This is a genomic window from Actibacterium sp. D185-2, assembly GCF_054954595.1.
The window spans coordinates 287,614-298,799 of record NZ_JBPWNX010000001.1; the positions used below are offsets into that span (position 1 = coordinate 287,614).

11 protein-coding genes are annotated in these 11,186 nt (G+C 64.9%); 8 read left to right on the top strand and 3 right to left on the bottom strand.

All coding sequences use genetic code 11. The annotated features are described in order from the left end of the window. The first annotated feature begins 22 nt into the window (after positions 1-22). From ilvD to ACSR1C_RS01525, 6 genes are all read left to right on the top strand, one after another. Positions 23-1,756 carry a dihydroxy-acid dehydratase gene (ilvD, locus tag ACSR1C_RS01500; protein WP_460257550.1) on the top strand — a complete coding sequence of 578 codons (1,734 nt, stop codon included), beginning with the start codon at positions 23-25 and terminating at the stop codon, positions 1,754-1,756. Beyond that, entirely contained in the window at positions 1,737-2,375 is a 639-nt protein-coding gene (locus ACSR1C_RS01505; RefSeq protein WP_460257551.1) for a hypothetical protein, read from the top strand. Before ilvD ends, ACSR1C_RS01505 begins: the two co-directional genes overlap by 20 nt. Before the next feature lie 115 nt (positions 2,376-2,490). After that, complete coding sequence (locus ACSR1C_RS01510; RefSeq protein WP_460257552.1) at positions 2,491-3,264, top strand: DUF6478 family protein; 774 nt, start codon at positions 2,491-2,493, stop codon at positions 3,262-3,264. Positions 3,265-3,275: 11 nt separating this feature from the next. After that, positions 3,276-3,656, top strand: a complete 381-nt coding sequence (locus ACSR1C_RS01515; RefSeq protein WP_460257553.1) for a hypothetical protein — start codon at positions 3,276-3,278, stop codon at positions 3,654-3,656. Between the two features lie 146 nt (positions 3,657-3,802). Further along, the gene (locus ACSR1C_RS01520; RefSeq protein WP_460257554.1) at positions 3,803-5,830 is read left to right on the top strand and encodes an oxidoreductase; all 2,028 of its coding nucleotides are present in this window, start codon (positions 3,803-3,805) and stop codon (positions 5,828-5,830) included. A gap of 142 nt (positions 5,831-5,972) precedes the next feature. Then, positions 5,973-6,878 carry a LysR family transcriptional regulator gene (locus tag ACSR1C_RS01525; protein WP_460257927.1) on the top strand — a complete coding sequence of 302 codons (906 nt, stop codon included), beginning with the start codon at positions 5,973-5,975 and terminating at the stop codon, positions 6,876-6,878. Between the two features lie 28 nt (positions 6,879-6,906). Here the strand turns inward: ACSR1C_RS01525 and ACSR1C_RS01530 are convergent, their stop codons facing one another. From ACSR1C_RS01530 to ACSR1C_RS01540, 3 genes are all read right to left on the bottom strand, one after another. Further along, positions 6,907-7,854: an OmpA family protein gene (locus tag ACSR1C_RS01530; RefSeq protein ID WP_460257555.1), complete on the bottom strand. Its 948-nt coding sequence runs from the start codon at positions 7,852-7,854 to the stop codon at positions 6,907-6,909. A gap of 231 nt (positions 7,855-8,085) precedes the next feature. Next, positions 8,086-8,808: a GNAT family N-acetyltransferase gene (locus ACSR1C_RS01535; RefSeq protein WP_460257556.1), complete on the bottom strand. Its 723-nt coding sequence runs from the start codon at positions 8,806-8,808 to the stop codon at positions 8,086-8,088. Continuing rightward, positions 8,805-9,536, bottom strand: a complete 732-nt coding sequence (locus tag ACSR1C_RS01540; RefSeq protein WP_460257557.1) for a competence/damage-inducible protein A — start codon at positions 9,534-9,536, stop codon at positions 8,805-8,807. The genes ACSR1C_RS01535 and ACSR1C_RS01540 overlap by 4 nt, the downstream gene beginning before the upstream one ends. 45 nt (positions 9,537-9,581) lie before the next feature. Between ACSR1C_RS01540 and sfsA the strand changes: the two genes are divergently transcribed. Together sfsA and map are read left to right on the top strand one after the other, a co-directional pair. Further along, on the top strand, positions 9,582-10,298 hold the full coding sequence (sfsA, locus tag ACSR1C_RS01545) for a DNA/RNA nuclease SfsA (protein ID WP_460257558.1): 717 nt from the start codon (positions 9,582-9,584) through the stop codon (positions 10,296-10,298). A gap of 69 nt (positions 10,299-10,367) precedes the next feature. Next, positions 10,368-11,180: a type I methionyl aminopeptidase gene (gene map, locus ACSR1C_RS01550; RefSeq protein ID WP_460257559.1), complete on the top strand. Its 813-nt coding sequence runs from the start codon at positions 10,368-10,370 to the stop codon at positions 11,178-11,180. Positions 11,181-11,186 lie beyond the last annotated feature (6 nt).

The window sequence follows — 11,186 nt, forward strand, 5'->3', positions numbered from 1 at the left end:
AGCCAGACCCGAGGAGGACCTCATGCGCAATAGCCGTTTCGACAAATCCACCCTGCCCAGCCGCCATGTGACCGAAGGCCCGGAGCGCGCGCCGCACCGATCGTACCTTTATGCGATGGGGATCAGTGAACAGGAAATTCACCAGCCACTGGTCGGCGTCGCCACCTGCTGGAACGAGGCGGCCCCCTGCAATATTGCACTGAACCGACAGGCCCAGTCCGTGAAACAGGGCGTCAAGGTTGGCGGCGGCACCCCGCGCGAATTTACCACCATCACCGTGACCGACGGCATCGCGATGGGGCACGAAGGCATGCGCAGTTCGCTTGCGTCGCGCGAAGCCATTGCCGACACGGTCGAACTGACCATGCGCGGCCATTGCTATGACGCGATCGTGGGCCTTGCCGGCTGCGACAAGTCGCTGCCGGGGATGATGATGGCGATGATCCGCCTGAATGTGCCGTCGGTGTTCATCTATGGCGGGTCGATCCTGCCGGGCCGTCTGAATGGCCGCGATCTGACCGTGCAGGACGTGTTCGAGGCCGTGGGCCAGCATCAGGCCGGCAACATGTCCGACGCCGAGCTGGAAATCCTCGAACGTGCCGCCTGCCCTAGCGCGGGCGCCTGCGGCGGTCAGTTCACCGCCAACACCATGGCCTGCGTGTCCGAGGCCGTGGGCCTTGCGCTTATGAACTCCTCTGGCGCGCCCGCCCCTTATGAGAGCCGCGACCAGTATGGCGAGGCTTCCGGCCAGGCGGTGATGAATCTGGTGGAAAAGAACATCCGCGCCCGCGACATCGTCACCCGAAAATCGCTGGAAAACGCCGCGCGCGTGGTGGCCTGTACCGGCGGGTCGACAAATGCCGGGCTGCACCTGCCCGCGATGGCGCATGAGGCCGGGATCGATTTCGACCTGTTCGACGTGACCGACATCTTCCGCGACACGCCCTATTTCGTCGATCTGAAACCGGGCGGTCAGTATGTGGCCAAGGATCTCTACGAGGCCGGGGGCGTGCCGGTGGTGATGAAAGAACTGCGCAAGGCCGGGCTGATGCACGAGGATTGCATGACGGCCAGCGGCCGGACCATGGGCGAAGAGCTGGACCTGATCACGCATGAGGCCGATGGCCGCGTGATCTATCCGGTCGAAACCCCGATCAGCGCCACCGGCGGCGTTGTCGGCCTGAAGGGCAACCTTGCCCCCGAAGGCGCGATCGTGAAGGTCGCGGGCATGAGCGAGGAGCAGCAGGTGTTCACCGGCCCGGCCCGCGTGTTCGAATGTGAGGAAGAAGCCTTCGCCGCCGTGCAGGCGCGCAGCTACAAGGAAGGCGAGGTTATGGTGATCCGCAACGAAGGCCCCGCAGGCGGGCCGGGAATGCGCGAGATGCTGGCGACCACCGCCGCCCTTTCGGGCCAGGGCATGGGCAAGAAGGTGGCGCTGATCACCGATGGCCGGTTTTCGGGTGCGACGCGCGGCTTTTGCGTGGGCCATGTCGGCCCCGAGGCCGCGCATGGCGGCCCCATTGCGCTGCTCAAGGATGGCGACATGATTACCATCGACGCAATCCGCGGCGAGATTTCGGTCGCGGTCAGCGATGCGGATCTGGCCGCGCGCAAGGCCGATTGGAAAGGCCCGCGCAAGACCAACTATGCCTCGGGTGCGCTGTGGAAATATGCACAGCTTGTGGGTGATACCCGCCGTGGGGCGGTGACCCATCCGGGCGCGATTGCAGAGACGCATGTCTATATGGATCTCTAGGGCTTGTCCCGCACCGGCGGCGTTGCTGTCGCTGGTGCTGATCCTGTCGGGCTGCATGCAGGTGCCGGGCGGTACCGCACCGGAAAAGATTGCCGTGGCCCAAGGGGACGTGGTGGTGGCGGGCCCGCGCGGCTATTGTGTGGATACGCGCGCCACCGGCGGCGATTTCGTTCTGCTGGCAAGCTGTGCCTCGGTCACGGGCGATGCCGATGCGCCGCGCCCGCGGGTCCCGGCGCTGCTGACCGCGACCGTGACGCAGCAAACCACCGGCGAGGCCCCGATCAGCGCGCAGACCGGGCAGTTGAAGGCGTTCTTCGCCTCGCCCGCGGGGCGCGCGGCGCTGGCGCGGGATGGCCGGGCCGAAAGTGTCCGGGTGATCCGGACCTCGACCCGCGACGGTGTGTTCATCATCCACGCCCGCGACAGCAGCCCCGACAGCACGCCGGGCCTGAGCGAGGACGTGTGGCGCGCCATCTTCGACGTCAACGGCCAGATCGTGTCGGCCTCGGTTTCCGCGCTGGAGGGACACCCGATTTCGGACGACGCGGGGCTGGCCACGCTGTCCGGGTTCGCCGCGCGGATCCTGAGCGAAAGCCGGGGCCCGACACCGGAGAGTTGACCCGGATTGCGATATTTTGCATCAGGCAGCAACAATCCTTTTTCTACGGATGAAACGTTCACGACCTTCGCCTAGTATCGCCGGCGATGGTTCGAAGATATGGAAGTGAGGCACAATGGCGAAGCGGCTTGAGGCGCTGATGGATCGGGTGGTGCAGGCGCGGGCGCTGCGGCGCTGGTCGCGTGCGGCCGACCGCGCCGGTGCCCAGGATTTGCCGGGGCTCAAGTTGCAGCGCAGCCGTGCCCGGCTGCTGCGCCGCCAGATCGACCGGCTGATCCATGTGGCCGACAGCCGGCTCAGCCTGCCGCTGATCGGCTCCAACGCGATCCGCAAGCCGATGGGATCGGATTGGGCCTATCGCCCGCAGTTGTGGCGCGGGCCGCTGGACCGGCCGGGCGCCGCGGCGGTCGAGTCGAAGGCCGCGATCGGCGACGAGGTGACGGTGTTTCACGATTGCCGCGTCAGCGAACTGACGGTGCGCCAGGTGCGCAACACACGGGAAACCGATCTGGCGCCGTTCGGGCTGCGGATGGATGTGTTCCGGTTCGACGGCTCTTTTCTGTCGCTGGTGGTCGAGCTTCCGAGCGAGGCGGTGCAGGGGCTGACACGTCGCCATCTGGTGCGGCTGGATGTCATCGTCGAGGCTGAAAAACCGTTAGAGATTTTCGCGCGTCTGAACATCCGCCACGGGCCCAACACCGAACAGATCGTGCGCGAACTGCCGCTGAGCGAAGAGGATGTGTTCGTCGAATTCGATCTGGCCTACACCAAGCTCAATGAAAAGCGGATCGAACGGATGTGGCTGGATCTGATCTTCGAAGGCCCGGAAATGAACGAGATCATCCTGCGCGACGTCACGCTGAGCCGCCGCGCGCGGGCAGAGCTGTAACGGAGGATCCGATGACGCAAATGGTGCTGACAAAGACGCGCATCCGGGCAGGGGTCTGGGAGGGTGTGCTGGAACTGCAGCCGGCAGACATGCCCGCGCCCCGGCTGGAGGTGCGGCATCTGGAGCAACCGGTCGAGGGCATCGCGGTGGCCGCTGACGCGGCGGTGCCGGGGCGGTATCTGGTCACGGTCCCGATTCCGGCGCAGATGCTGGGCGACGGGGTTCAGACCTTTCTGATCCGCGATGCGGACAGCGGTATCACGCTGGACAGTTTCACCATCGTCACCGGCGAGCCGCTGGAGGACGACATTCGTGCCGAGGTGGATTTGCTGCGCGCCGAGTTGGACATGCTGAAAAAGGCGTTCCGCCGCCATTGTCTGGAAACGATGTAGCCCGCCCAGCACCCGCGCGCGGGTGGCGGCGGCGGAGTTCGAGTATTTTTGCCGAGAAGAAGCGCACATGGCAGGGGCGATGACGCCGCGTTGCGCGTGACAAGCGGCGCGGCAGTTTCCATCCTTTGGTGTCAAGGGAGGACGACATGACCGAATATCCGCATTTTCTGGCCCCGCTCGATCTGGGTTTCACCACGCTGAAGAACCGCGTTCTGATGGGGTCCATGCATACCGGGCTGGAAGAGCGCGGCGACTGGAACCGGGTCGCCGAATTTTATGCCACACGGGCGCGGGGCGGTGTCGGGCTGATGGTGACCGGCGGCATGGCGCCCAATCCCGAGGGTGGCGTTTTTCCCGGCGCGGCCGGGCTTTATACGGCGCAGGACATCGCCAACCACCGGATCGTGACCGACCGGGTACATGCGGCGGGCGGCAAGATCGCGATGCAGATCCTGCATGCGGGCCGGTATGCGTATGGGCCCGATTGCGTGGCGCCCAGCCCGGTGAAATCGCCGATCTCGCCATTCCCGCCCAGGGAACTGGATGAGGAGGGGATCGAAAAGCAGATCGCGGATATGGTCACCGCCGCCGCCCGCGCCCGCGAGGCAGGCTATGACGGGGTCGAGGTGATGGGATCCGAGGGCTATTTCCTGAACCAGTTTCTGGTGGCCCATACCAACAAGCGCACGGATCGCTGGGGCGGATCCTATGAAAACCGGATGCGTCTGCCGTTGACGGTGCTGCGCCGGGTGCGCGCCGCCGTGGGGGATGATTTCATTGTGATCTACCGGCTGTCGATGATCGATCTGGTGCCCGAGGGGTCGACGTTTGACGAGGTGGTGCAACTGGCGCAGGCGGTCGAGGCGGCGGGCGCCACGATCATCAACACCGGCATCGGCTGGCACGAGGCCCGGGTGCCCACCATCGCCACATCGGTGCCGCGCCGGGCCTTTGCCTGGGTGACGAAAAAGCTGATGGGGCAGGTGGGGATCCCGGTGATCGCCTCGAACCGGATCAACACGCCGGGCGTGGCGGAAAGCGTGCTGGCCGAGGGGTGCGCCGATATGGTGTCGATGGCGCGGCCGTTTCTGGCGGATCCGGATTTCGTGGCCAAGGCGGCAACCGGCCGCACGGCACAGATCGCGCCCTGCATCGCCTGCAATCAGGCCTGTCTGGATCACACCTTCGGCGGCAAGATCAGCACCTGTCTGGTCAATCCACGTGCCTGCTACGAGACAGAGTTGACGCTGGATCCGGTCGTGGCATCCAAGCGGATCGCGGTGGTGGGCGCGGGGCCTGCGGGCCTGTCGGCGGCGCTGACGGCGGCGGGGCGGGGCCACCGCGTGACGCTGTTCGATAAGGCCGGTACGCTGGGCGGGCAGTTGAACATGGCCAAGCAGGTGCCGGGCAAGGAGGAATTCCACGGCTTGGTGGATTGGTTCACGACGATGGTGGCGCAAAGCGGGATCGAGACGCGGCTGGGCCACGAGGCCGGCGTTGAAGACCTGAAAGGGTTTGACGAGGTGGTCATTGCCACCGGGGTGGCGCCGCGCGATCCGGGGATCGAGGGGCAGGATCTGCCGCATGTGCTGAGCTATATCGACGTGCTGCGCGACAAGGCGGCGGTCGGTGTGCGCGTGGCGGTTGTCGGGGCCGGCGGAATCGGGTTCGACGTGGCCGAATATCTGGTCGAGGACGGCACCAGCCCGACCGCCGATTTGCCACAGTGGATGGCGGAGTGGGGCGTGGCCGATCCGGCGGCGCATCGCGGCGGGCTGGCGCCACAGGGGCCGCAACCCGAGGTATCCGCGCGGCAGGTCACGCTGTTGCAGCGCAAGCCGGAAAAGCCCGGCAAGCGGCTGGGCAAGACCACCGGCTGGATTCACCGCGCCACATTGCACGCCAAGGGTGTGAAGATGTTGTCGGGGGTGAATTATGAGCGGATCACGCCCGAGGGGTTGCATGTCTCTTTTGGCGCGGCGCGCGAGAATCCGACCCTGATCGGGGCCGATACGATCGTGCTGTGCGCGGGGCAATTGCCCGAGCGCGGGCTGGCCGACGCGCTGGCCGCCGAAGGGATTGCCGCGCATGTGATCGGCGGTGCCGATGTGGCGGCCGAACTGGACGCCAAACGCGCGATCGATCAGGGCACACGGCTGGCCGCGGTGCTGTGACGGCGTGGAAACGGGCCGGCGGCCCGTTTCCCATTGCTCTACGATCCAAGGGAATACCGCAGTATTGTCGGCCCGTTTCCCCATTCTTGCCTGAATTCGCCCCGATAAGGGGGAAGCAAATTGAATGCTTGAAGGGTTCGAGATGGATCGATTGACCGAGATGGAAGCATTTGCCACGGTTGTGGACCAGGGCGGCTTTACCGATGCCGCCAAGAAGATGGGGATTTCCAAATCCGCCGTGTCCAAGCATGTGTCATCGCTTGAGGCCCGTCTTGGCGCGCGGCTTCTGAACCGGACCACCCGCCGGGTCAGCCCCACCGAAATCGGTCTGGCCTATTACGATCGGGCCCGCCGGGTGCTGAATGACGCGGGCGAGGCGGATGCGCTGGTTACCTCGATGCAATCGGCGCCCTCGGGGTTGCTGCGCATTTCGGTCGCCACGGATTTCGGCGTCAATCACCTGTCGCCGGTGCTGGGAACCTTCTTGCAGGAATATCCCGACATCACCGTGAACATGGTTCTGAATAACCGTTATGTGGAGCTGATCTCGGAAGGGTTCGACATGGCGATCCGGGTGGGCGAGTTGGAGGACAGCACCCTGCGCGCGCGCAAGCTGACCGATACCACCAAGCGGATGATCGGATCGCCGGACTATTTCCGAAAATACGGCCGCCCGCAAAAGATCGACGATCTGAACGAGCACAAGCTGCTGCATTATTCCAATCAGGCCAGCGGCAATGTCTGGAAGATCACCGCGCCGTCGGGCGAAAAGCGGCAGGTGCGCACGGCGGGCTGGCTGACGGTGAACGATGGTCAGTCGCTGTTGAACGCGGCGATTTCGGGGCTTGGCATTGCCTATCTGCCCAGCTTTCTGTTCCGCGACGCAATGAAGGCCGGGCTGGTCGAAGAGGCGATTCCCGATCTGCCCGCGGAAACCCTGGGCATCTACGCGGTCTATCCGCCGGGCCGGTTCACCCAGCCCAAAGTGCGCGCTTTCATCGATTTTCTGGTGGACAGCTTTGCGAACAAGAACCCCGACACCTGGTAGCGCCGATGGGCAAGGTTACAAGGCGATGCTAGCGGGTCGAGGTGAGGATCACCTCGACCCGTCTGTTTTGGATGCGGCCGTCATCGGTCAGGTTGCTGGCCATTGGCGACAGATAGCCGACGCCTTGGGCGTTGATCTGGCGCGCGGGCACATTCAGCGCCTTGATCAGATAGGTCATGACCGACTGTGCCCGCTGGCGTGACAGGGCGATATTGCCGTCCAGCCCGCCTTCGGCATCGGTATGGCCGACCAGAACGACCGAGCGGTCAGGATGGGCCAGCAAATAATCGGCCAGCGCGGTCAGCGAGGCGAAGCTGCCCGCGCCCAGACGCGCGGACCCGGTTTCAAATGTCAGATCGGCCAGCACCGCGTGGCCCGCATGTTCCAGCGTATCGCCCAGCGGTGTGGCCAGCGCCGCAGGCACGCCCATTTCAGGTTCGGGGGTCTTGGTCGAGGCCGAAAACAGCGCGGTATCCAGCCCCAGCGACGGGCCCACGCGGATCACCTGCACGAAACCGCGCAGCGACGAGCGGCTGACCATCAGGCTGATATATTCGGGCTGCTCGGGGCCCATCCGCTGGGCTGCGATAAAGCGGTAATCGCCCAGATCCACATGCATTTCGGGTTCGGGCAGAATGTCGATCGCATAGCGGAAATCGAATCCGCCGCAGGTTTGGGCTTCGCATTCATACAGGATGTCAAAGTCTTCGGCGTCCAGTTGCTGACGCAACGGGGCAAGCAATTGTAACGTGGTCAGGCCCTCGGCCGGAAGCTGCCAGGCCTGGCGTGTGATCTCTCCCTCGGCCCAGATGGTCTGAACCCGGTCGCCGTCCCACGGACCGATGGGCAGGCGATAGCTGGCCAGGGTTTCGACCTGCTCGGCGGTGCGATTGGCCTGGGCGGGAAATTCAAGCACCTGGGCGCCCGCACCCATCGAGGCGAGCGTGATACAGGCAACACCTATGATCCCACGCATTTTCATCTGCACACGCAACTATACGGCATCTGCCGGGTCCTGCTTCCCATCATAGCACCGGAGTTCGTTAATATTGCGGCAATTTTCACCGCGGTGTCTTGGGCTGTTCCAGGGGGGATGGGGCGCAGCCCGAAAAACCGGGTGCCGGTCGGTACCCGATTGGCAAGGCGGCGCGGCTGACCCAAGACCGGGTTCAGCGCACGGAGTGCGAGTCTGGCGTTGTTCACCTGCTCAGGCCTCTTTGGGCGCTTTTATTCTGTAATGATAGTATCCCACATCCTGCATCCCCAAGGAAGCATAGAGAGCACGGGCCGGGGCGTTGGCCTTGGTAACCAGCACGGCAAGCGTTTCAGCCCCATGGGATTGTGCCCAAAAGGCGGCCTCACGCATCATGTTGACGGCGGTTCCTTGCCGACGCTGGGTCTGTGTCACCTCCAGTGCGTGCAGCATGGCGGTTTTTTCGTGAATCGCCAGAAACGCCGTGCCGGCCACGCGGTCGTTGACGCGGCCCAGAACGGCGGTTTTCGGTCCTTGCACCCGGCCCATCACAGCCAGCCGGGCGGGGCCGATGCCGCCTTCGGCCCACAGCTCCTCCATGATCCGCAGGGGTTTCCAGATGGTGAAGGCGGTTACCGGCGGCGGGCGCGGGGTGGCAAGATCGGCCACCGGCGCGGCATAAATCACGACCGGATCCACGATGACGTACCCGGCGGCGTCCAGCAGGGCGTCCAGCGCCGCGTCGCCCGCGCGGATCATGAACAGCGGCACCTGACCCAGCGCGTCCATCGCGGCCTCGGCCTGGGGCAGATCGGCGGCGGTAACCGGGGCCTCGGCGGTGGCGGCAGAGACACGCTTGCCGCCGCCCTGGCCGTCGCGGATCATCCACGGGCCGGTGCGGGTGGCGCTTGCGGCGGGCCAGGTGGCCTCGGCCACGTCGTAAAGGGTTGCGCTCACGCCGAAACCTCGGGGAACAGCGATGCCAGCCGGGTCATGGCGGCGTCGACCCGGGCCGCGTCGGTGCCGCGGATCACGATGTTGGCGCCATAGCTGCCATTGCGCACGAACGGGTAGGAGCCGACCGAAAGATCGGGAAAATCCCCGGCGAGCGCGGCCAGCGGTCCGGCGATTTCGCCCTCGCCGCGATTGATACGCAAAGTCTGACTGAGCAGCGGATCGCCGCCGGTCAGCGTCGGCAGCACAGAGGCCACCATCGCCTGAAAGATATTCGGCACGCCCGCCATCACATGCACATTGTCCAGGGTAAAGCCCGGCGCGATGGAAATCGGGTTGTCGATCAGCGTGGCCCCGTCGGGGATGCGGGCCATGCGCAGGCGCGCGTCGTTGAATTCGGCCCCGGTGCGCGCGTAATGGGCCTCCAGCAGGGCGCGCGCGTCGTCGCGCACTGAAATGCCCACGCCGAAGGCGGCGGCGATGTTGTCGGCGGTGATGTCGTCATGGGTGGGGCCGATCCCGCCCGAGGTGAACACCGTGTCATAGGCCGCGCGCAGATCATTGACCGCATCCCTGATCGCCTGCGGTTCGTCCGAAACGATACGGACCTCTTTCAGCGCGATGCCGTGTTTGGTCAGCTCGCCCGCCAGGTAGTGCATGTTCGCATCGCGTGTGCGTCCGGTCAGGATCTCGTCGCCGATCACGAGCATGGCTGCGGTTGGGTTGGTCATGGTCCCCTCCTTGTCGTGGCTTATCTGCCGGTATAGGTCCGCCACATGCGCTTTCAAACCCCTCTTGTACCCGGTCGGCTGATCCGCCGCTATAAACGCTTTCTGGCCGATGTGACCCTGGCCGACGGGGCCGAGGTGACGGCCCATTGCGCCAATCCCGGTTCGATGCTGGGGCTGGCCGAGCCGGGGATGCGGGTGTGGCTGGAACCCAACGACGATCCGAAGAAAAAGCTGAAATACGGCTGGCGGCTGGTGGATCATGAAAACGGCCATTTCACGGGGGTCGATACATCGGTGCCCAACCGCGCGTTGCGTGCGGCGCTGACGGCGGGCGGCGTGGCCGAACTGGCCGCGTACGGCACGGTGCGGGCCGAGGTGAAATACGGGAAAAACAGCCGGATCGACTTTTTGCTACAGGGGGCGGACCTGCCCGATACCTATGTCGAGGTCAAAAGCGTGACCTTGCGGCGCGATGGCGACTGGGCCGAGTTTCCCGACAGCGTCACGGCGCGCGGGGCCAAGCATCTGGCCGAGTTGACATCGATGCGGGCGGCGGGGCACCGGGCGGTGATGCTGTATCTGGTGCAGCGCACCGATTGCGCGCGATTCCGTCTGGCGGGGGATATCGACCCGGCCTATGCGCGTGCCTTCGATACGGCCCGCGCCGCCGGGGTCGAGATGCTGTGCTATGGCACGGCGATCAGCCCCGAGGGCGTGGAAATCGGCCTGCCCCTGCCGGTCGATCCCGGTCGGCAGGGCTAGATTTCCCCGCTGCTCTGGCGTTTCGCGCCATTGGGCACTATCTAACAATCAAACAAGATGGAGAGCGCATTGGACGATGGCACGCGCGGCCGCCTGACCAAGGACGGCATCAGAATTTACGAAGCTTCGGATTTTGCCGGGATGCGTAAAGCCGGCGAAGTGGCCGCACGCATTCTGGACGAGATCGCCGAGCATATCGCCCCCGGCCAGACCACGGGCGCGTTGGACCGGATCATCACCGAACGGGTCGATGCGGCGGGGGCCACCTCGGCCACGATCGGCTACAAGGGCTATCAGCATGCATCGTGCATTTCGGTCAATCATGTCGTGTGCCACGGCATCCCCGGCGATAAAAAACTGAATGATGGCGATATCCTGAATATCGACGTCACCGTGATCGTCGATGGCTGGTACGGCGACACGTCGCGGATGTATGTGGCGGGGAAACTCAGCCGCAAGGCCGAGCGGCTGATTCAGGTGACCCACGACTCGCTGTTCAAGGGCATCGAGATGGTGAAGCCCGGCAACACCTTCGGCGATATCGGCCACGCAATTCAGGCCTATGTCGAAGCGCAGCGCATGAGCGTTGTGCGCGATTTCTGTGGCCACGGGCTGGGCCGGGTGTTTCATGCACCGCCCAACGTGCTGCATTACGGTCGCCCCGGCACCGGCGCGGTGTTGGAGGAAGGGATGTTCTTTACCATCGAACCGATGGTGAACCTGGGCCGGCCGGAAACCAAGGTTCTGGCCGATGACTGGACCGCCGTGACCCGCGACAAATCGCTGTCGGCACAGTTCGAGCATTCGGTCGGCGTGACCGCGGACGGGTGCGAGATTTTTACCCTATCGCCCGCCGACAGGTTCCACCCGACCTGGGCTTAAATCCCG

Excerpts from the sequence above, each read along its gene's own strand:
- ilvD (WP_460257550.1), top strand. The coding sequence starts at position 23 with ATGCGCAATAGCCGTTTCGACAAATCCACCCTGCCCAGCCGCCATGTG.
- ACSR1C_RS01505 (WP_460257551.1), top strand. The coding sequence starts at position 1,737 with ATGTCTATATGGATCTCTAGGGCTTGTCCCGCACCGGCGGCGTTGCTG.
- ACSR1C_RS01530 (WP_460257555.1), bottom strand. The coding sequence starts at position 7,854 with ATGCGTGGGATCATAGGTGTTGCCTGTATCACGCTCGCCTCGATGGGT.
- sfsA (WP_460257558.1), top strand. The coding sequence starts at position 9,582 with ATGCGCTTTCAAACCCCTCTTGTACCCGGTCGGCTGATCCGCCGCTAT.
- ACSR1C_RS01520 (WP_460257554.1), top strand. The coding sequence starts at position 3,803 with ATGACCGAATATCCGCATTTTCTGGCCCCGCTCGATCTGGGTTTCACC.
- ACSR1C_RS01515 (WP_460257553.1), top strand. The coding sequence starts at position 3,276 with ATGACGCAAATGGTGCTGACAAAGACGCGCATCCGGGCAGGGGTCTGG.
- ACSR1C_RS01525 (WP_460257927.1), top strand. The coding sequence starts at position 5,973 with ATGGATCGATTGACCGAGATGGAAGCATTTGCCACGGTTGTGGACCAG.
- ACSR1C_RS01510 (WP_460257552.1), top strand. The coding sequence starts at position 2,491 with ATGGCGAAGCGGCTTGAGGCGCTGATGGATCGGGTGGTGCAGGCGCGG.
- ACSR1C_RS01540 (WP_460257557.1), bottom strand. The coding sequence starts at position 9,536 with ATGACCAACCCAACCGCAGCCATGCTCGTGATCGGCGACGAGATCCTG.